This is a genomic window from Halarchaeum acidiphilum MH1-52-1 (assembly GCF_000474235.1).
Taxonomy (GTDB): domain Archaea; phylum Halobacteriota; class Halobacteria; order Halobacteriales; family Halobacteriaceae; genus Halarchaeum; species Halarchaeum acidiphilum.
The window spans coordinates 1-20379 of sequence record NZ_BATA01000047.1; the positions used below are offsets into that span (position 1 = coordinate 1).

At 61.2% G+C, this 20379-nt stretch carries 21 protein-coding genes and 3 pseudogenes; 14 read left to right on the forward strand and 10 right to left on the reverse strand.

The features are described from left to right. The first annotated feature begins 122 nt into the window (after positions 1-122). Entirely contained in the window at positions 123-1013 is an 891-nt protein-coding gene (locus tag AOZ13_RS09085; RefSeq protein ID WP_020221054.1) for a hypothetical protein, read from the forward strand. Between the two features lie 250 nt (positions 1014-1263). On the opposite strand, the gene AOZ13_RS09090 is transcribed toward AOZ13_RS09085, so the two are convergent. The 4 genes and pseudogenes from AOZ13_RS09090 to AOZ13_RS09105 form a co-directional block, all read right to left on the reverse strand. After that, on the reverse strand, positions 1264-2433 hold the full coding sequence (locus AOZ13_RS09090) for a competence protein CoiA family protein (RefSeq protein ID WP_020221055.1): 1170 nt from the start codon (positions 2431-2433) through the stop codon (positions 1264-1266). A 240-nt stretch (positions 2434-2673) separates the two neighbouring features. After that, positions 2674-3872: pseudogene (locus AOZ13_RS15735) on the reverse strand (Cdc6/Cdc18 family protein). Positions 3873-4314: 442 nt separating this feature from the next. After that, the gene (locus AOZ13_RS15740) at positions 4315-4803 is read right to left on the reverse strand and encodes a hypothetical protein (RefSeq protein ID WP_020221057.1); all 489 of its coding nucleotides are present in this window, start codon (positions 4801-4803) and stop codon (positions 4315-4317) included. Between the two features lie 17 nt (positions 4804-4820). Next, complete coding sequence (locus AOZ13_RS09105) at positions 4821-5372, reverse strand: DUF7342 family protein (RefSeq protein ID WP_044957257.1); 552 nt, start codon at positions 5370-5372, stop codon at positions 4821-4823. A 337-nt stretch (positions 5373-5709) separates the two neighbouring features. Here AOZ13_RS09105 and AOZ13_RS14990 point away from each other — a divergent pair, with 337 nt between their 5' ends. The 12 genes and pseudogenes from AOZ13_RS14990 (at position 5710) to AOZ13_RS09165 (ending at position 14632) form a co-directional block, all read left to right on the forward strand. Continuing rightward, positions 5710-5898, forward strand: a complete 189-nt coding sequence (locus tag AOZ13_RS14990; protein WP_081641507.1) for a hypothetical protein — start codon at positions 5710-5712, stop codon at positions 5896-5898. Positions 5899-5985: 87 nt separating this feature from the next. Continuing rightward, positions 5986-6366, forward strand: a complete 381-nt coding sequence (locus AOZ13_RS09115; RefSeq protein WP_020221059.1) for a hypothetical protein — start codon at positions 5986-5988, stop codon at positions 6364-6366. 67 nt (positions 6367-6433) lie between these two features. Then, a complete protein-coding gene (locus AOZ13_RS09120) occupies positions 6434-7096 on the forward strand; it encodes a DUF6735 family protein (protein ID WP_020221060.1) in 663 nt (220 codons plus the stop codon). Between the two features lie 37 nt (positions 7097-7133). Then, entirely contained in the window at positions 7134-7418 is a 285-nt protein-coding gene (locus tag AOZ13_RS09125; protein ID WP_006183450.1) for a hypothetical protein, read from the forward strand. Positions 7419-7479: 61 nt separating this feature from the next. After that, positions 7480-8229: a helix-turn-helix domain-containing protein gene (locus AOZ13_RS09130; protein ID WP_006183449.1), complete on the forward strand. Its 750-nt coding sequence runs from the start codon at positions 7480-7482 to the stop codon at positions 8227-8229. A gap of 60 nt (positions 8230-8289) precedes the next feature. Further along, positions 8290-10662 carry a heavy metal translocating P-type ATPase gene (locus AOZ13_RS09135; RefSeq protein WP_199896995.1) on the forward strand — a complete coding sequence of 791 codons (2373 nt, stop codon included), beginning with the start codon at positions 8290-8292 and terminating at the stop codon, positions 10660-10662. A 121-nt stretch (positions 10663-10783) separates the two neighbouring features. Further along, positions 10784-11205: pseudogene (locus AOZ13_RS09140) on the forward strand (hypothetical protein). Between the two features lie 106 nt (positions 11206-11311). Continuing rightward, positions 11312-11803 carry a hypothetical protein gene (locus AOZ13_RS09145; RefSeq protein WP_044957261.1) on the forward strand — a complete coding sequence of 164 codons (492 nt, stop codon included), beginning with the start codon at positions 11312-11314 and terminating at the stop codon, positions 11801-11803. A gap of 3 nt (positions 11804-11806) precedes the next feature. Next, positions 11807-12172 carry a DUF7568 family protein gene (locus AOZ13_RS09150; RefSeq protein ID WP_020221065.1) on the forward strand — a complete coding sequence of 122 codons (366 nt, stop codon included), beginning with the start codon at positions 11807-11809 and terminating at the stop codon, positions 12170-12172. A 73-nt stretch (positions 12173-12245) separates the two neighbouring features. Further along, positions 12246-12641, forward strand: a complete 396-nt coding sequence (locus AOZ13_RS09155; protein ID WP_021780411.1) for a DUF7567 family protein — start codon at positions 12246-12248, stop codon at positions 12639-12641. Positions 12642-12684: 43 nt separating this feature from the next. Then, positions 12685-13998 (forward strand): homing endonuclease associated repeat-containing protein, encoded by a 1314-nt coding sequence (locus AOZ13_RS09160; protein WP_158545167.1) that lies wholly within the window; start codon positions 12685-12687, stop codon positions 13996-13998. Between the two features lie 61 nt (positions 13999-14059). Further along, entirely contained in the window at positions 14060-14632 is a 573-nt protein-coding gene (locus AOZ13_RS09165; RefSeq protein ID WP_044957538.1) for a hypothetical protein, read from the forward strand. A 13-nt stretch (positions 14633-14645) separates the two neighbouring features. On the opposite strand, the gene AOZ13_RS09170 is transcribed toward AOZ13_RS09165, so the two are convergent. The 6 genes from AOZ13_RS09170 to AOZ13_RS09190 all read right to left on the reverse strand — a co-directional run bounded on the left by AOZ13_RS09170 (position 14646) and on the right by AOZ13_RS09190 (position 19574). Then, positions 14646-16010, reverse strand: coding sequence for a restriction endonuclease (locus AOZ13_RS09170; protein WP_021780413.1), 1365 nt, complete (start codon positions 16008-16010; stop codon positions 14646-14648). A 113-nt stretch (positions 16011-16123) separates the two neighbouring features. After that, a complete protein-coding gene (locus AOZ13_RS09175) occupies positions 16124-16807 on the reverse strand; it encodes a flavodoxin (RefSeq protein ID WP_234402861.1) in 684 nt (227 codons plus the stop codon). A gap of 34 nt (positions 16808-16841) precedes the next feature. Beyond that, entirely contained in the window at positions 16842-17855 is a 1014-nt protein-coding gene (locus tag AOZ13_RS09180) for an aldo/keto reductase (protein WP_044957539.1), read from the reverse strand. A gap of 138 nt (positions 17856-17993) precedes the next feature. After that, the gene (locus AOZ13_RS15900) at positions 17994-18254 is read right to left on the reverse strand and encodes an aldo/keto reductase (protein WP_267879321.1); all 261 of its coding nucleotides are present in this window, start codon (positions 18252-18254) and stop codon (positions 17994-17996) included. Next, complete coding sequence (locus AOZ13_RS09185; RefSeq protein WP_267879322.1) at positions 18248-18844, reverse strand: aldo/keto reductase; 597 nt, start codon at positions 18842-18844, stop codon at positions 18248-18250. Before AOZ13_RS09185 ends, AOZ13_RS15900 begins: the two co-directional genes overlap by 7 nt. A gap of 52 nt (positions 18845-18896) precedes the next feature. Then, positions 18897-19574 carry a helix-turn-helix domain-containing protein gene (locus tag AOZ13_RS09190; RefSeq protein ID WP_234402862.1) on the reverse strand — a complete coding sequence of 226 codons (678 nt, stop codon included), beginning with the start codon at positions 19572-19574 and terminating at the stop codon, positions 18897-18899. A 549-nt stretch (positions 19575-20123) separates the two neighbouring features. On the opposite strand from AOZ13_RS09190, the pseudogene AOZ13_RS14995 reads away from it, so the two are divergent. Beyond that, positions 20124-20379 (forward strand): annotated as a pseudogene (locus AOZ13_RS14995) (dehydratase); the annotation flags it as partial.

The window sequence follows — 20379 nt, forward strand, 5'->3', positions numbered from 1 at the left end:
GGGGCGAGGCGAAGGCGCGAGCGAGAGCGCAGAGACGTCACTATCGGTCGTTGTGTGAGGAATGCCGCGATGTTGTAGCATCGCGGCGAGTCGGCGCGTGAGCGCCTTCGAGGTAATCTGCAATGTCGAGTCAGAACGCGAGTCAGAAGGTTGTTTCGGTGGATGAACAGTTTGGCGGCGGCGAGCGCGAGACAGTTGATGAGGACGGCTTCACGGTGGTGGCGGAGACGCCGGCGTTCCAGGCCACGGTCCAAGAAGAGACGCAGGCAAAGGTGGACGCGAACCACCCGGACGGAATCGCGGATGCGAGTCAGGAGCGGATTCCCGGTGTGACGCTCGCACAGGAAGAACGCATCAAGGCGCGCGAAGCAGAACTTGAGCGGATCAGCGCTCAAGCAGAGTTGGGCGAGCAGGAGGGCCGTGCACGGCGGGCGCGCGACGTCGCGAGCGAGCGGAGCGCCGCGTGGACCAGGGCGTTCGAGCGGCGGGCGGCCAGCGTGGACCAGTCGCTGAGTCCCGACAATGATCCTCGCGAGATGCTCTCCCAGGACGAACTCGGGGCGGTGAACGAGCAAGCCGGGCGGTTGGCGGGCGAGCTCGATGGGTGGTCGCGGGCGGCGATCAGCCGGCGGCTCGCACAAGCGGTGCGCGACGGCGCGGACATCCCCAGTGCCGTCCTCGACGTGAAAGACGACCTTGAGGCTGCACCCGGACAGATCATCCCCATCGATCGCGTTGGGGACGTCGATCGTGGCGAGGTGAGTGTTGAGGGGACAGTCGTGCAACTGTGGGACGCCCCAGACCCGGCAGTTGAGCAAGTCGGACTGATCGAGGACGAGAGCGGAAAGACGAAATTCACCAGCTGGGTCCGGTCGAATCCGAAGATCGTTGAGGAAGGTGAGCGCGTGCAGATTCGCGGTGCAAGCACGAGCTGGTACCAGGGCCGCGTCTCGATCGCGGTCACCGGCTGGACCACCATGCTCTTCCCCGACCGCGAAGCCTGGTGGGAGTAGGGCGACCCGCAGTCTCTTTCTTTTTTCTGCCGGACCAGACCCAGACCCCGCCGCCCCACCCACCGCTCCGTGCTCGCTCCACAGGGTCGCTGCGCGCGCAGCCACGACCTTCCGTCCAGCTTTGATCGGCTCATCGTCAACTGGACGCATGGACTGATCAAACGGTGGTAAGTCGCCTTCCAGACACCCACACGAGCTCTATCTGAATATTCAGGTGAAGGCCCTCGGCTGACAAATAGGAGCCGCACGGCTAGCCGAGCGTGTGGCCGTGCCAGTCAACGAGTGACTGTGTCGAAGTCCCACAGCGCGCACACCGTTGGCTCTCAATCCGGTGCTCACCCTCCTCGCAGACGCCGTCGACAGTCGGGATGAACCCCTGTCGAGGGGTGTCTTGGTGTATCTGGTCCTTTCGGTCGCGGTCGCGTGGATTGGTGCAATCGGGGTTCGGACATCGCCACTCGCCCTCTCGGCGCTTCAAGTCGGTCTTGCAGACCGAGCAGATCAGTCCTGGGTGTGTGTCGCTCTCCTCGTCTTCGTCCTCTTCTTCCGCGATCCCGATCTTCTCCGCGTAGTTGTCCACTGAACCGTCGACATCTTGGTGTGGGAGCCACCCGGAACAATATGGATCCGGACACTCGAATCCACCAATCTCCGGGAGGAGATAACGCTCACACTCCGGACAGTCCGGAAGCTCGTCTTCGTCGGCCGGCGATGGGCCGTAGACGTGGACTCGGCCTTCGTCTGCGTTATACCGCCGGTTGTACCAGATGTGCCCGCGCGTCCACTCTATGGAGAAGAGATCCTCAATGCACTCTTCAGGAAACGGGATTTCGAGTTCGACTGGCGCGTCCTTATCCTGCTGGAGCCACCGGACGACGCCGTGGTAGCCCGTCCACTCGTCAGTCGACGGCGTCGCGAGCGGCCAGCCGAGCCGCCAGTCACCGGCGTCAAGGTCGACGTCCTTCCGCTCGAAGTGCTCCTCTTCGAGCCAGAGCGTCGAGTAGCCGTTGTCGGCGTACGTATGCTCGGTCGCGTCATAGTCCTTCCCGCCGTTCCGATACTGGCACTCGATAGCGACGCCGTCACCGTAGTTCGGGTGGCGCTCTACGAACTCGACGAGGACGTCGGCTTGGCGGTCGCCGACGGGTTCTTCGTAGGAGACAGTCGCGTCTGGCCATCGGTCAGCCGCTTTCGAGTACGCGACGGCCTTCATGCGCCGGTGCTGGTCGGACTCTCCGCCACACGACCCGCCGTCTCCCCCGAGATGGTAGAAATGGCGGGAGACGAAGATGTTGCCTCGGGGGTGGGAGGACCGAATACTGAGGTCGCCATCGCACTCGGGACACGTGTACGTCTCGCCGGCTTCGGCCTCCGGTGGCGCAATAGGGCCGTTGTCGGCGGACTCAGCAACGAACGGCATATCGACTACTCGGAACTGCGCACGGGTAAAGTTCCCCTGTACAGGCGTCCGTCGCACGCCTCACGTGTGAGGGAGACCTTTATCTCAGATGTGGGAATCTGGACATCGTAGTCCTGACATGGGGTTCCAGTTGCGTGACTCTAACTCGTTTTGCGCCGCTTCTTTCGCCCGCTTCCACGACACCGTTGTTGCCGGCTCTCGGCTGTTGACCCCATCTCTCGTGGGGGTCAGAGATTCCGATTACGCGGCGTTTGTCTGCTCAATGTCTTCGCGGACATCGATGACCGTTTCGAGGTCCATATCGACTTCCCAAATATAGCTGCGGCCACCGCCCTTGCCGCGGTTCTCTTCGCTCTTAATGACGAATCCGAGCATTTCGAGGTCGTCGAGATGGCGCTGTGCGAACTTGAGTGACGTGCTCGGGTCAGGGTCGCCGTAGGAGCGCGCGAGCTGCTGGTAGGACTCCTGGATTTCGCGTGTGCGTGCGGGCTCGCCGTGTTTGTTCTGGAGTCGTGCGGCGGCTTCGAGGACGCGCTGTGCGTTCGTTGTCTGGTCGCTGATCTTGTCGTGGAGTTGGCCGCGGTCGACGTCATCGCGGACATCCTTGACGTGGGCGTCGGTGATGGTGGGGTCGTCTGCTTTCCAGGCGGCGTCTGCGGCGGCGCGTAGCAGATCGATTGCTTGACGGGCGGAGCGTCGTCTTTCGCGGCGTACGCGGCGCAGAGTGTTATCGCGGAGTCCTCGCAGACGCCGGGTTGGAAGGCGAGGTCGGCGCGGTGTTCAAGGATGGAGACGAGTTCGTCGGCGTCGTACGTCGAGAAGGAGATTTCGGTCTCCATGAGGGTCGATTTGACTTTCGAGGAGAGGGTGTTGCGGAAGGTGTAGTTGTTCGAGATGCCGATGATGCCGACACGAGCATCGTTGAGGTAGCCGTTTGCGCGTGCGCGGGGGAGCTGGTAGAGGAGTGCGTCGGGGTCGGTGAGGTGGTCGACTTCGTCGAGGACGATGAGGTGGGTGCCGCCGACGCGCTCCATCTGGGTGTAGAGTTCGTCGAAGAGGTCGCTAGTGGAGTAGCCTTTTGCGGCGTAGGGGGAGTGGGTTGCGGGGAGGAGTCCGTTCGCGAGTTCCCGGATGACGCTGTAGGTGGTTTCGCTGTCGCAGTTGACGCGGGAGATGTGGATGGGGTCGGCGGTGTCGCGAGTTTCGACTTCGGCTTGGAGTTCGCCGAGGACGAAGTTGGTGACAGCTGTTTTGCCGACGCCGGCTTTGCCGTAGAGGAAGATGTTGTCGGGAGTGCGGCCGAAGAGGACGTCGAGGAGGGCGTCGCGATAGTCGGCGATCTCGTCTTCGCGTTCGAGGACTTGGTCGGGTTGGTAGTCTTCGTCCAAGACGTCTTTGTCGCGGTAGATGCCGTCGGTCGCGCCGTCGAAGATCCCCATATTGGCGACATCAACCAACTGGAGGGACTTAAAACCACGTGTCGAGTGCGTCGAGTGATAGATTCCTTTAAGTGGCAGAGATAGAGAGGATGTCGAGTGTAACCACGACGAAGATGGCGTGTGAACCCAGAATCAAGCGCTTTGCCGGAACCGAAAGATATAATCTACATACTACTACTTACTAGCTAGTCTAGAAGCTAGAAGAAGAAAGAGAGAAGGCCGTCAGCGAAGCGGACTCAGCACGTCGCCACTCTCCTCATCCCCGCCTACTCTCGCCGGCGCTAACACTCGACATCTACTGTCCCCCTCCCCCCACTGTAACACTCGACATCTACTGTCCCCCCCACTGTAACACTCGACACCTACTCTGTTCACCTGCACTTCTCTGTCCGAACATTCTTAGCGTCGTGACGCATCACCAGACGCTCGATGAACTCGCTGTCTAGACAGGCCAGGTAGGAAGCGACGGCGCTCCATTCTCCCAGCGAATCGCCTCTACCGCCGCCGGGAACTGTTGGAGTCGGTCATCAAGGACGGCGAGTGGATGCGCATCGAGAACCGATGCGCGATGCCGATCAACCGGCGTGTCGTCGTGGTTGAGTTGGATGTGACAGGGCCCAAGGTCCGGATGGTCGGCGTCCTGGTGGAAGCCGAGCATCAGATTTCGGTCCGGTTCGACCCAGTTGATGCGGTAGTATTCATGGTCGACGCCGGCGGGGTACCAGAAGCGAATCTCCAGTCGTGCGGTCGCCGCGTCGTAGGAGTCACTCAGGAACGTCGTCGGATCGACATCCGCGATAACGTACCGGGGACGGCGTCGAGACGGCCGATAGCGCACGTCCTCACACCCAGCCTGCCTCGTCAACCGGTCGTGAACGTCGCGGAGAAGAGTCCGCTGTGTATAGCGATCGCGACCGGCAAGAAAGATCATTCTGTGAAAGAGGAGGATTAGCTCGTGGCGCGGTCAGCCATGTCGGTCATCTGCTCGCGGGCGGCTTCGACGTCGGAGTAGAGTTCCAGTGCGTGCTTGATGAGGCGACGATCCTCCTCGTTCTCACGCCAGAACGCGATGACGTCGCGGCGCTCGCGGAGCTCGGCACTTGCGAGATCGCCGTCGGCGAGCGACTGTTCAAGATCCTCCCACGTCTCGACGTCGTAGGTTGCCTGCCACTCCTCGATCTCCTCGGTAATCGCGGCCAATTCACTCCGCAGCTCCTCGCGGGTGTTTTCCTCGATGAGCGTGCGGATCTCCTCGAAGAGCAGTCGCGTGTAGTCTGGCTGGTAGCGCGTGGTCTCGCCAGCCTCAACGCGACGCAACTGGCCCTGGTCGACGAGATCCTGAAGTTCCTCGTTGGTCGTGCTCCAGGCGGCGTCGGCCTGCTCGCTGATCCAGTTAACTGAGCGGGGTTCGCGAAGTGACTCGGCGACCGCCCGAATGCGGTCGCGGGCGCTCATCGACTCAGTCCACGATTGGACCCCATCTCGCGGGGATTCAGTCATGGGTGGCACCTCTTGGGACGGTGTTCGCACCCTACTCTCATATATGTTTGTACTGTCTTGTATAATCAAGAGGTCGATGCGAGCGAAGGCGTCCGGACGTTGAAATGCCATACCGACAGAAGGTATGAGCCAACCGATGTACGATCGATATTCTGACTTTGAGGAACTACGGCCGACCGGCGAGGCATCCCACAGCCCGGACACGATGCTGGACGACGGGTGTGAGAGTGACCTCCTGGCGGCAACGCGTCGCGACGGGCACTGGTGGCGACGCTGATGCGCCGACGACAGTCTCGTAAGGAGTCTTTCTGCGCCGGCGAGTGGTGAGGCGCTTCCGATGAATCAGCAAGTCGAACAAGGCTACCGGATGCATCGTGTGCTCAGCAATCTCAGCCGGCTCGACGTCGACCGGTTGGACGACGCGGATCGAGAGCGAGTCGAGACTGCAAGAGACCGCCTAGAAGAAGTGAGCCTACTCACGCGACCAGAGGACGGGAGCGGACCAGACGCCCCAACAGACGACTGATCGTCATCGCCGTCGACGCCAGGGGCACTTCCAGCGTCGGTTTATCGCCCCCCAAGAGGGGTGCGGGACTTCCCCGTGAGTCCAGACATGGCGACACTACAAGCTGCGACGACGTCAACCGGCGCGATCGTATCGGATCCACAGGCAGTCCGAGAGCTCTGTGAGAGCTACTGCTTTGGAACGCTCAGCTGGGAGGTCACCGACCAAGGCGAACTCACCATCTGGGGATTCGACGATTTCGAAGTGTACGAGGCGCGCGAGAACGGCCTCCCGGACTACGAAGGCGGCATCGTGACCCACGAATTCTTGCGAGAACTTGCCGACCACCTCGAAGCTGACGAGGAACTCGACATCCAGACAGCGGGGTTCACGAAGTGTCGCTTCCCAGTGCTGGCGAAGCGGTACGTCGTTCGCGACGGCGAAGTCCTCTACGCGGACCTCAGTTCCCCCGAACCGATCGACGAGTAGAGTTGTTCATCCCCCGGGAGGGGTGCGGGGCGATCCAGTCGCGGTCGCCCCGTGAGGTGATTACTCGATGGGTCACCGCGCACTCGTTGCGTACGAACGCACAGACGAACAGTACACGCTCCACTACAGCCATTGGGGCGCAGCGAACCTGAAGCTCAAGCACCGAATCTCGGCCGAAACACCGTTCGGTGGCGACGACACCGACTCGAAGTGGGCGAAACAGCTGCTGGCGGAACTGGCCGATGGCCTCGAAGCAGATGGCGTCGACGGCTACCTCGCCGGCGAGGATCGTCCGTCGTCGGTCGTCAAGCCGAAGCCCCGTGCCACCGGGCTCACCCTCGACGAGATCGTCGCGGACCACCTCGACTATCTCCACCACGAGGCGATCTTCGTGGTGTCACCCACCTTCGAGGTGACCGCCTATCGGACGCTGTGGTTCGGGCTGCAGTACGACTCGGAGACGGTCGAACAGGGAGAGACCGTCGGGAACGGCGCGCTCGCGACGGTGCGCTGGTACGACGGCAAGCCGGTCGGCGACGGCCACCTACAGGGACAGTTCGCGGCCCTCAAAGACGTCGTCGGCGACATGCTCGATAAGGGCGTCTTCACGCCGTCAACGGCGATACAGTATCTGAAACGGAAGCTCGCTGAGCGGGTCGGAGACCGACAGGAGCTGCTCATTCCGACCGGAGAATCACCCTTCGAGACAGCGAGTCTCGGCAAGCCGTAACACCAATCCCTTAGTGGATATCGGGGGACGTCTAAGTATGTCAAATCAGTCTGAAGATGACGTTCGTGTTTGGCTTGTCGAACGGACGTACTCCGATGACGAGCAGAACCTGATCATCCTCACCTACGCAACACCCGATGGAGAACAGTACTATCGGAAGGAACGCGCACTCACGTCCTTCACCGACGTCCGAGATACGACAGCAGCAGTCGATGCTGAACCCGGCAATCTTGGCATGGTCGATGACCCCGACCTCCAGGAGCAATACGCGGCCGAAGCACAGCGAATGCAGGAGGTTCACGACCCGGACGACGTGATCTGATACCCGCCAGTAGACATCGCCCCAAGCCATGGGTTATGTCGTGGCAGGCCTTAGTCGGGGTATGCGCGAACTCGTCTTCGCTCTCGAATACGAGCCCGGCTGCAACAGGGTGGCGGACGCCCTCGCAGACCACCCCGACGCTCGCGTTCGTTCACTCTCGCTGCACGCCACTGCCGACCAGCTCTGGCGAGTCGACCATGCCACCGGCACTCCGGACGCACTCGACGCCATCGAGGACGCGTTTCGCAACAGCGACTACTACGCCGACTGTCTCGCCACCGAGGACTGCGGCGCAACCCAGACCACCCGTGTCCTCGACCGCACGGACGACACGCTCATCCTCTACTCCGACTGGGAGCGGACCCCTGCCTGTGCCTCAGTCCCCCACATCGCCCGCGACCACCTCGGCGACGGTGTGCTGTTCGAGACCCGTCACGAGGGCCGCCACTACACGTGGCGGCTCATTCACTCCGACGAGGGCGATGTGGCGGCGTTCTTCGATTCCCTCGGGGTTGCCGTCGGGGAATGCGCCCAGATGGAGATGCTCCGCACCGCGGATACGACGACATCAGCTGGGGGAGGCGACGGGACACCGAGCGGCCTGCCGCCAGCACAGGAGGCCGCACTCCAGGCCGCTGTCGAACACGGCTACTACGAGTCACCCCGCGAGGTCGACGTCGGCGAACTCGCCGAGCATCTCGACGTGCCACGGTCAACACTCACCTACCGACTCCGTCGGGCGGAAGAACATTTGGCGAAGCAACATGTCGCCGGCGAGCGGGTAGCGGAAGAACGGCTGGCATCGCACTGAGGGCCGCAGTTGGAATATTCCAACAAAGACATATGGAACTCCCACTCCTACCGTGAGGTAATGACAGAGAATCCGGACGCAGCAGGAGAAACGAGCGGCGGCGGACAGCGACGTGAGCTGACCGCCCGCCTCGCCGTTCCCGAGATGGACTGTCCCTCTTGCGCCCAAAAGGTGGACAAGAGCCTCCAGCGTGTCGACGGCATTACTGACGCCACGCTCCAGCCGACCACCGGCACGGCCAACGTCACGTACGACCCTGATCGGACTAGCGAAGCCGACGTAATCAAGGCGATTGAAGGCGCCGGCTACGAGGTCGTCGGGGGCTCGGACGCTGAGGGCGATGATGAGGACAACCAGGCGACCGACGGCGTCGACATCGCGCCACCATCGGAGGTCTGGACGAGTCCTCGCGCGAAGAAGACGTGGCTCGGCGCGGCGTTCGTCACGCTCGGCCTCCTCTTCGAATTCCTCCTCACCGGACAGAACGTCACGGTGGCGAGCGTCCTCGAGTACCCGCTCCACATCGCAGATGTCCTGTTCCTCGGCGCCGTCGCCGCCAGCGGCATCCCCGTCGTCCGTAGCGGGTACTACTCCGCGAAGAACCGAAGCCTCGACATCGACCTGCTGATGGGGACGGCGATCATCGCGGCGACCGGTATCGGCTACTTCGTCGAGGCCGCCACGCTGGCCGTCCTATTCAGCATCGCCGAGCTGCTCGAGGACTACGCGATGGACAGGGCACGGGACTCCCTGCGCGAGCTGATGGAACTCTCGCCCGACGAGGCGACCGTCCTTCGCGATGGTGAGGAAGTGACCGTTCCCGCCGAGGAGGTCGACGTTGGCGAGACCGTCGTCGTCCGCCCCGGCGACAAGATTCCGCTCGACGGAACGGTCATCGACGGCGAGAGTGCAGTCGACCAGTCGCCGATCACGGGCGAGAGCGTCCCCGTCGACAAGCAGACGGGCGATGAGGTCTACGCCGGCGCGATCAACGAAGAGGGGTACCTCGAGGTAGAGGTCACCTCAACCGCTGGCGATTCGACGCTCTCGCGCATCATCGAGATGGTCCAGGGCGCACAGGCGAAGAAGACCGAGTCTGAGCAGTTCGTCGACCGCTTCTCCGGCTACTACACACCCCTCGTCGTCGTGCTGGCAATCCTGACCGCCGCAATCCCGCCGCTGGTCATCGCCGACCCCATCTCGGTCGACCTGGCCGGGTACGGGTTCACCTTCGCGAGCGACTGGCAGACGTGGTTCATCCGGGGGCTCACCCTGCTGGTGATCGCCTGTCCCTGTGCGTTCGTCATCTCGACGCCCGTCTCGGTGGTGTCGGGAATTACGAGCGCCGCGAAGAACGGCGTCCTGATCAAGGGCGGCAACTACCTCGAGGCGATGGGCGAAGTCGATGCCGTCGCGCTCGACAAGACGGGGACGCTCACGAAGGGCGAACTCGCCGTCACCGATGTCGTCCCGGTCGGTGACACCACGGAGGACGATCTGCTCCGTCGCGCCGCCGGACTGGAGCGTCGCAGTGAGCACCCCATCGCTGCGGCCATTCTCGCCCGTGCTGAGGAGACGGGCGTGGGTAATCTGCCCGATGCGACGAGTTTCGAGAGCCTCACGGGGAAGGGCATCCGGGGCGAGATCGACGGCAAGACGTACTATGCGGGCAAGCCCGCGCTCTTCGAGGAGCTGGGCTTCGACCTCGCTCGAGCACGCCGCGAGACGGACGGCGGCGTCGTAGCGGAAGAGTCGTCAGAGTCCGACGACGGGGCGTTTGCCGAGAATGCACTCTCCGCGCTGGAGCGGGAGGGCAAGACGGTCGTCATCGTCGGGACGGAGTCGGAACTGCTGGGTGCGATCGCCATCGCCGACGAGGTTCGCCCGGCCTCGAAGCGGGCTGTCGAACGCCTGCACGAGCTGGGCGTCGAGCGCGTGGTGATGCTGACCGGCGACAACGAGGGCACCGCCCGCGCCATCGCCGAGCAGGTCGGTGTCGATGAGTATCGCGCCGAACTCCTGCCCGACGAGAAGGTCGACGCAGTCGAAGAGTTACAGGCGGAGTACGGGGAGGTTGCGATGGTCGGCGACGGCATCAATGACGCCCCCGCGCTCGCCACTGCGGAGGTCGGCATCGCGATGGGCGCGGCGGGCACCGACACCGCCCTCGAAACGGCTGATATTGCGTTGATGGGCGACGACATCGGGAAACTCCCGTACCTGTACGATCTGTCGCATACGGCCAACGGTGTGATCCGGCAAAACATCTGGGCCAGCCTCGGCGTGAAGCTCCTACTCGCGCTAGGCGTGCCGCTGGGCCTGGTCAGCGTTGCGCTGGCAGTCGTTGTCGGAGATATGGGGATGAGCCTCGGCGTCACCGGGAACGCGATGCGGTTGTCCCGGATTGAGCCCGATCGAATCATCGACGCCTGATTCTGCGGCGGGAAGTGCGGGCAGGACGCTCTTTTTTCGGGACTTACCTCCGCTACATCGAGACAAGTTGTGGTTTGTCTGGGGCAGAAAGGACTGAGCCCCACCGTGGGCTCGTGATTTGATGCCCGAGAATCCAGACGACGATCCATTCCACGATTGCGAGTTAGGTCCTGACGCAGTCTCGGGACGCGCACCTTCCACGATGTCCTGTTCACCGACGACACGGAGACGCCGATGAACGTGGTAACCGGTGAGACGCCCGCCCATTCGCAGGCGACCGTCAAGGAGGCAAAGGAGTTCGCTGCGAGTGTTGACACCGACACGCCACAGATCGCACTTCCGGCGTCAGTCGAAACGCAAATCGAGACGCAGAGTAAGCCCTACACGTCGGCTGCGTTCTTCCACTTCAAGGCGACAGGCTCGCTCGAACGCCACCGCGCCTACCACGCCGCCTACGAGGCGGACGCGTTCGCGGTCGACTTCGAGGCCGACTACGCGTCGGGCGATCTAACCATCACAGTCGACCGAGCGAACGAGTCCTAAAAATCGACCGCTAGATCAGGTTTTTCGAGCGCCGGCGATGGGTGCCGGCGCAGCTGGAGCGAGCGAGCAATCACTCCCGGTGCGTCGGCGTTTCGAGGTGTTCGAGATGCACATGGTAATTTACGCTCTGGTAGAAGAATCGACCCACGACGACGCACAGGCCACCGGAAATTCGGTGTTCGACCGCCTGGTCGGCGCGGACCCACACGCCAGCGCCGTCTTCGATTACTATGTGACCTTCGACGAGGAGGACACGTCCGTTGCGGGGAAGGCACGTTGGGGGGAGTTGCCGACGGCAGCCCCCGTCGACTCCGACGACGGCCAGGACCTGCTCGAGCGTGGCTGGGAGGCGACGAAGGAGGAATTCGAGCGTAATCTCGACCGGGTGAAGGAGGCCATCGACGAGCTCTCCGACGAGGAGATCATGCGCGACGAGGACCTCGCCCGACACGCCTTCCACCAGGTCGGTGCGTACGACGGCCCGACGATCTTCCTGTACACCGAACACGGAACCGGCATTCGTCACCGTGGACAGCTGGATCGACTCCTCGAGGAGAGTGAGGAGCTCTGGATCGTACCCGCTGACGTCCACTTCTGAATAATGCCCAGGATCACCAACTGGCGACGCGAGAGCCGCTCGCCGACGCTTGCGTATCGGAACGCCGAGACCGGTGCGCGAGCCGTCCTGCATCGAGCCCCGGATTCCTACCGGTACAAGTGGCGCGGGGTGATTCTCGTCGACGGCTACCCGGTGTGGTCGCGGGGATACGAGACGAAGGACGCGACGTCGTTCCGTGACGAACTCCGGGAGCGGCCGGCCCCGGACCTCAGCTGCCTGGAGTGTCCGAACAACGACGTTCGCGTCGGCGAGAAGGCAGCAGACGGGGCGAAAATCCAGCGATGGTACGACTGCCCCGACTGTGGGTACGAAGCCCCCTCACGCATCGTCTACGGCGCCGAACGGTGAGTGAGTGAGCGGTGGGCGCTGTTTTTCGGCCGGGCACGAGGTGGTGGCCCGGTACGACCGGGTGAGTCAACCAATGAGTCTCGAAGTACTTGACCGACACAGCGAGGCACTGTTCGAGTTCCTCTGGTGTCCCGTCTGCGGGCAGGAGGTCTTCACCCACATCCCGTTCGAGGGGGTGTTCTGCAAGAACTGCAACACCCAGGTCGAACTCCAGGAATCCCGAGAGACGCGCGGCTACGAGGAGGCCGTGCTCGCCTGCTTCGATTCAACCACGACCTGGAACCTCCACGTCGACGAGAAACTGCGGCGCGACCTGCCTGATGGGTCGGCCCGCGTGAAAATCTTCGGCGCACCGGGCGCCTACAAGGTCGACTGGTGGAGTCCAGAGCCGGGTGAGGACTGGGACCCTGTCAAGCGCGGCGAGTTCGATGACGTCGAGGAACCAAACGAGGTGGCGCATCTCGCATAGCGAAGTTCGAATATCGACAACTCGTGATGTCGTTTCTGCGCCGGTGAGGGGTGCCGGCGAGCCAGTGCGGGTCCTGAATATTCATATACCAAGATGGGTGAATCCGTCCGCGATTGGTGACGCCACCGGTGAGAACATGAGTCCGAGTCGTATTCCCGCTGAGAAACTCATAGAGGAACTCCAATCCATTGCGGATCAACTCGGTCGGCCGCCCTCACTCCGTGAAATAGACGAATTGAGCTCCTATTCGAGATCAACATATCAAGACCGGTTCGGGAGCTGGAACGACGCAGTAGAGGAAGCAGGGCTGGAACCGATGCACAGTAGCACAGCGAATATCGAAGACCGAGAGCTACTGGAGGAACTTGATCGACTAACTGAAAAACTAGATAGGACACCGCGCCAGCAGGATATGAAGCAGCAAGGGAGGTACAGCGTAACGACGTATCAGAATCGATTCGGCAGCTGGAACGATGCTCTGCGAAAAGCGGGTCATCAGCCTACAAAACAGTGGAAAGTGAACTGTGACGAACTCCTTGCCGAGTTACGGCGTCTCGGAAGCCGACTTGGTTCGTCGCCGACCGCTGCCGAAATGGATGAGGAAGGGACGTTCAGTAGCTGGGTGTACCTATCGGAGTTCGGTAGCTGGAACGAGGCGCTGGAGGCCGCGGGATATGGCTCAAACCAGCCGGATGCGCTGTCCCGAGCCGAACTTCAGACGGAACTCGAACGCCTGATTGATGAGTTGGATCGAACCCCTCGCAAGCGGGATATGATCGAGCATGGGGAATACAGCCCCGAACCCTACAGGCGGAGATTTGGGTCGTGGAATGCTGCGCTTCAATCGGTTGGAGCCTCGCTAAACCAACCGGATCCCTTCACCGAGGAGGAAGCCTGTAAGGAGCTACGGACCCTCTACAAGCGGTTGGGTCGCCCACCGACGACAACAGACGTTCGAAAATATGGGTCCTGTTCGCCTGTTCCAATCCGGCGAATCTTCTCATCGTGGGAAGCGGCACTCCGGGCAAGTGATCAACAAATACTGGAGGAGTACCTGCTGCGAAAGACCCTCCGACCCACGCAGCGGTTCGGCGAGAATTGGCACATCAAGCGCGAAGAGGTCATCCGCCGGGACAATGAACAGTGCGTTTGGTGTGGAATGGCTCGCGAACGGCATCAGGACGAATACGGGATGGATCTTCACGTCCATCATCGAATCCCGCGGTCAGAGTTTGTCGGAGCTTCCGATCAAGGACTCGAGGATGCCGACGTGCGGCAGAACTTACTGACAGTCTGTGCGGGCTGTCACAGACAACTCGAACAGCTCCCGATTCAACCTCTTCCACCGCCCGAATGAACGGAGCGAGTTGTTTTTGCGCCGGTGAGGGGTGCCGGCGCACACGTGCCGGCGATGATCGATGTCGACACGGAGTCAACTCAGATTCGTCGAACGAGTGGACCAGGACGGCGAACCAACCGATAACGACCGCGTCGCGCAAGTGTACCGACATTCGGATGGCTACCCGGAGAGCGTGCTTCGCGATCTTGCGCAGTTGAAGGAACTTCTCGACGCGACCCGTGCCGAGCGAGGACCGGGTTACACGGCAGCGTCGTTCGTGTTCCTCGACAAGCTCTCGACGATCGACCTGTATCTGGATGGTGACCCAGATCGAACAATCGACGCAACACAGCCAGCGGATCTCCTCGAGCCGGACAATATGGAGCACCTCGACCAGCCGATGTTCCTGCTCGGACACGGCGTCGAGAACCCAGCCGACGGCATTCACGGCGACGAGGAGTACCTCTACGTCGTCGAGCTCCCGACCCGGAACCCGTTCGAGGAGCCGTCCGAGTGGACCGTCAAGGTGAGTGGTCACTCCGCCTTCCCGCGCTGGGATGGTCCGACCGAGGGAGCCTTCGAGCGGGCCAGCTGGCAGTTCCACGGCCCGCTTGAGCACGCGCTCGAAGAGGTGGTCGCTGAGCCGGCGTGAACGCTTAGCCCGCTCAGATGATGCCGCCGATGACGAGTAGTCCGACGACGAGCAGCAGCGTCGCGACCACGCTCCCCCCAGCCAGCCACTTGTTCTCCATCGCCTTCTCGTGAAGCGGCATCGCGGCGTACTCCTCGCGGAACGCCTCGAGATTCTGTTCGTCGTAGAAGTACTTCGTCTTCAGCGCGAACCGTTCCGTCACCGCACACCCCGTACAGATCGGCTCGCCTTCCAGCCGCTCCGTTTTGGTGTGGCTGGAGCAGGCGATGGCCCCGCAGTTCGGACAGTAGGTGTACGTCTCGGTTACGCCACTCGTGTCACAGTGGACGCACTGATGGATGCCGTCCTCGGCGGTCACTCTCGACGGGCCTGCCGCGTAGTACTCGTAGGGGTAGGTGTACTCCTGGATGTCGGTAGTGTGCCGAACCTCGGGGAGGTACACTGGTTCGATCGACTGGACAGAGATGTCCGAGCGGTTCGGCTCGCAGGTCTTGTTGTACGTGACGTTGTTGTCGCCGGTGTAGGTCACCGTCGTCGTGTGGTGCTGCTGGAGCCGCTCGACGGCCCACTCCTTGTACTCGGTTTGGGTCTGCCCGAACCGGCGCTCCTCGACGTCATCGAACACCTCCGCGAACTGCTCGGTATCGAGGTCGACCGTCGCGTGAAGGTTCTCGGTGACCAGCGTCGCGACGTCCTCGTCGACGACCTGCGGCTGCCCCCGCTCGGCGTGGGCGACGAACCGCGTGCGGTCGTTGATCCGGTGGATGACGCCCACCGACGTCTCGAAGACAGCGTTCGTGTCCGCGGTGACAGCGACCACCGGGCGGAACGTCACCGATGAGTGTGGGTCTGGGAGGTCGGCGGCCTCGATGTTCTCGATGTCGCGGAACGCCTCCGTGACTGGCGCATCGACGTCGGCGGCCGGGTCGTACGGGCGGAGCGTCTCGTCGCAGAGAATCTCGATGCGACCGTTGTAGAGGTCGAGGCCGATCTCGTTGGCAATCTCCCGGAGGTCCTCGCCGTCGAGCAGCTCGATTGGGTGCGGGTCGTCGTTCTGCTGGAGGCGGTCAGCGTACTCCTGAGCAGGGTTCGTGAACCGGCCGGTCGTGACGACCATTCCGCGTTTGGGGCCGTCGAAGTCGAACGTCGCGATCGCCGAGTGGAGCTTCTGGACGACCGGCCGCCCGACCGTCCCCGTGTGCTTGCACTCGACGATGATCGCACGCCGCGTGCCGTCGACGACCTCCTCCATGATGACGTCGCGACCCTCGTCGGCCGTGCGGTCGGCCTGGCGGACGTTCTCGTAGCCGAGGGTCCGGAACACGTCCTCCATTACGTCCTCAAACTCGAACCCCGAGAGATCGTCCAGTACAGCCATCCTCAATTATGTGGACAGTACGTTGCAACTGCCAAATACGTTGCCGAACGCTACGCCGTCCTGTTTGTTGAACCTCTGAGAGGGGTGCGGCCGCGGTACCGGCAAGGCCGAGGTTACATCTGAATCCTCTGTAACCACTCAGTCACTTCCGCCCTGACTTCCTCCCGCCGATCGTCTTTGATTGCCAGGTACACACCATCTCTCTCCAACCCACCCCTCGTGGAGAAGCCCTCCCGTACATCGGCATCTGGACAGCGGTCTTCTATCGTTTGAAAGCTACTCCCGACGCCATACCCACCATTCGTATTGAACGGGACCACAGTCTTCCCGCCCAAATCGTGTTCACTCAGAAAGGTCTTCATCGGCGGTGGCAACTGCATATCCCACGTCGGGGCACCGAAAAATACGGTGTCATACGCCTCGATATTCTCCACGTTGCATTGGAGAGGCGGTGTATAGCCCTCTTCGTTTTCTTGGTCTACCTGTGAGACGAGCGTGTCGTAATCGACGGGGTACGGGTCTGCCGGCAACACTTCGAACAGCTCTCCACCCACTTCTTGCTGAATGATTTCAGCGACAGCCTGGGTGTTTTCCGTACGAGAGAAAAACACGATCAACACGCCGTTCTCATCCGCAGTCTGGGAGGGGGTATTCTGCTCTTCCGTCTCGGACCCGCTTGGGTCTATGCATCCCGCAAGGAATCCACCTCCTGCCACTGCAGCTGCCCCTAGCAGTTTTCGCCGACTCGTTCTATCGATCTCTGAATCGTTCGAAGTACGTAGGGTATTCTCTCTCATTGTGGAGTGACTGCGGCCTCATATCACCGAGGCGCTAGTTGGCTTCCGACCCAGGGACAGGAGCCCCAGCAATCGGCAGGGGCTCGTACGGTTCTTCCAAGTACTCTAGCTCTGAATCCGTCAGGTCGATATCGAGTGCTTCGACGGCTTGTTCGAGATGTTCGACGCTCGTGGTGCCGACGATCGGTACATCGACGACGTCCTGGTGGAGTAACCACGCCAGCGAGAGCTGTGCCATCGTCACCCCCTTCTCCGCAGCGAGTTCCTCAACTCGCTCGTTGACGGCCGGTCCGCCGCCCATCCGGTATTCCTCGTGCGTCTCGGTGAGCTCTTCGCCGCGGGTCGTCGCCGTCATCTCTTCGTGGGGGCGGGTGAGGTATCCTTGTGCGAGCGGACTCCACGGGATGACGCCGATGTCTTCTTTCTCGCAGAAGGGGAACATCTCCCGCTCGCCTTCGCGGTAGACGAGGTTGTAGTGGTCCTGCATCGTCACGAACTGTTCAAGATCTAGGTGCTCGCTGGTGTACAGTGCCTCGGCGAACTGGTGAGTCCACATCGACGACGCGCCGATGTATCGAACCTTCCCGCGTCGTACTGCGTCATCAAGGGCACGCAGCGTTTGCTCGATGGGTGTCTCGTAGTCCCACCGGTGGATCTGGTAGAGGTCGATGGTATCCATCCCCAGTCTGTCTAGCGAATTCTCCAGTTCCTGTTCGACAGTCTTCCGGGAGAGTCCCGACGCGTTCGGGTGGGGCTCGTCTGTATCGGAGAAGAGGTTGGTTGGGAAGTAGCATTTCGTGGCGACGACGTGTTCATCGCGGTCGTACTCCCCGAGAACGTCCCCGATGATCTCCTCGGACTCCCCGTTCGAGTACGCGTTGGCCGTGTCGAAGAAGTTGATACCGAGATCAATCGCGCGTTCGATGATCTCGCGCGAGCCCTCCTCGTCGAGCGTCCAGTCGTGAAGGTCGCTCACGCCGAAGCTCATCCCGCCGAGACAAATACGGCTGACCTCCATTCCGGTCGAACCAAGAGTCGTGTATTCCATCGTCGTGCTCGGTTTGAACAAAGGACGTGAATCGCTTGGGTGTGATGCTAACGAAATACCGCGTTTAAGTATCTGTGACCGACGCGTACCGCAGTCATGTTTAGTTCTGGCCGAAGGGAATCGCTCCGTAATCGAGACTTAGGTCTCGCGCTCAGCTTCCCCCAGCCACTTCACCATCTCCGGATCTCGGTGGTCGAAGAACTGGCTTTCGCCCTCGTTTAGTTCAGCGACCGTCTCCATCTCCTCGTCGGTGAGTTCGAAGTCGAAGACCTCGAAGTTCTCGGCGATCCGATCGGCGTGGACCGATTTTGGAATCGCTACAATGTCGCGCTGGATGAGCCATCGAAGCACCACCTGTGCAGCGGATTTGCCGTGGCGGTCTCCGATCGTGGTCAGCACGTCGTGCTCGAAGATGTTGTTCTGCCTTCGGCGAACGGCCCCCACGACTCGTGTTGGATGCCGTGTTCCTCGAGGAATGCTGCATCCTCGGTTCGCTGGTAGAAGGGATGCGTCTCGATCTGATTTACTGCCGGCACGACGTCGTTGTGGACCATAAGGTCCATCACCCGGTCGGGATGGAAGTTGCTGACCCCGATCGCCCTGATCTTGCCGTCCTCGTAGAGGTCTTCCATAGCCTGCCACGAACAGTGGACGTCGCCGTAGGGCTGATGAATCAGAAACAGGTCGAGGTAGTCGAGGCCCAGTCGGTCCAACGATCGCTCGAACGCGTCCAACGTAGCCTCGTAGCCAGTGTCCTGCACCCAGAGTTTTGACGTAACGAACACCTCGTCTCGCGACACGTCGCTCTTCTCGATTGCCCGCCCGACCGCCTCCTCGTTCTCATACGACGCCGCAGTATCGATGAGTCGATACCCTGTTTCGAGGGCTTCCGAAACACTTCGTTCGCACTCGTCGAGGTCCTCGATTTGATACGTGCCGAATCCGAGAATCGGCATCTCCACACCGTTGTTGAGTTCAACTGTCTTCATAGTAGGTCTCTGTCTACAATATCAGAGGGACTACGGCCAGATAGCGACGGTGCTAATTGGAAACTGTGTTTAAGTGCTCCTGTGTTTGGAGTGCCGAAGAGAGTAGCTGACGCTCACCCCGCCTGAGGAGTCTCGAGAGCGAGGGTTGTGAGATGCCGAGTTCCGTAGCGAGCTCCTCAGTCGAGGTCTGTCGTGGGCTCTCGTAGTAGCCACGAGAGAGCGCGAGTGTCAGCGCCTCGTATTGCCGTTCAGTCAACCCAAACGGGATAGCATCGTCCGATGCAGCGGAAGTGGAGGTCATCGAGATGAGGTCGAGCGAAATCCCGTAGTTCTCACAGCGGGTCCGGGACTCCATGAACACATCACGGTCCTTGTACACTTTCCTTTCGTACCATCCGTCCGGTGTGACGACGGTCGGCTCGAGTTTGGCCGCTACGGAACTGCCCCCACTGAATACGTCCGAGATCGCGTCGTCGAGGTCTATCGTAAGGTTGTGGACGGTTTCCTCGCCCGCGTAGCCGATCGTTGTCGCCTCTTGGACTTCGTCCAGCGATTCCAAGTCGGCTTCTGAAACGTTGACTTCGGAATCGATTTTGACGATGAACATCCGGGCGTCCTGTTCGAAACAGAGCCCATGGACGCACTCAATTTGGTCCGGTGGGAGTCTCTCAGTGATACTGACTAGCGGGAGAGACGGTGAACTGAGGGAAAACTCAGTCGTAATTGTCATACATAGACGTATGCTTCCCCGGTAGTTAACGTTCGGGACTCCCGTGTTTACAGGGATTACTCCAACAGGAGATGGTCTGAGCAGCTCCACCCTCGTAGAGCAAATCAGCGGATCTGTTGTAACTCAAGGATAATTCTGGGCTGGTGGTGTTTATTGCCCCCGAGAGGGGTGCGGGGGTCACCGAACCGCCCGCGAGCAACGAATGAACGGGAATGTACCTGTAGCAAGTTCGGAATCGGTACCAGTAGCATCGCCCGGTCAGTCCCACCGAGACGCAGTCGAATACGTCGGCTTCCGCGTCGACGGCCAAGCCGTCGTCCTGAACCTCTCGGAGCATCGGCGACTCTCCCTCGAGCGCAGTCTGGACCTCGTCAACCACAGCCAGAGAGGCCGATCAAAACGACTGACGTGAGAGGGATTCTAAAATAGTTCCCCGCTGGACCGGGTGATCGGTAAGTATAGACGAGTCATTCCCCGTTCGCTGGAGAACAGACCTCTGACGCGCCGTGACTTTTAATCGGTGCGCCTCGACTTCGAGATGAAGCACTCATGTCGATATCCTCGCCACCGGAAGAAGATGAAGTGTACACCTTCGAACGAACGTTTACGAAAGAGGATGTTCGCCAGTTCGGCGAGATCTCGGGTGACCAACAGGCGATTCACACCGAGCCTGACGACGAGGGACGTCTCGTCGTCCAAGGATTGCTCACAGCGACACTTCCGACGAAAATCGGAGGTGATTTGAGCTATATCGCTCGGACGATGGAGTTCGAGTTCCGGAAACCAGTCTCAGTACCTCACAAAG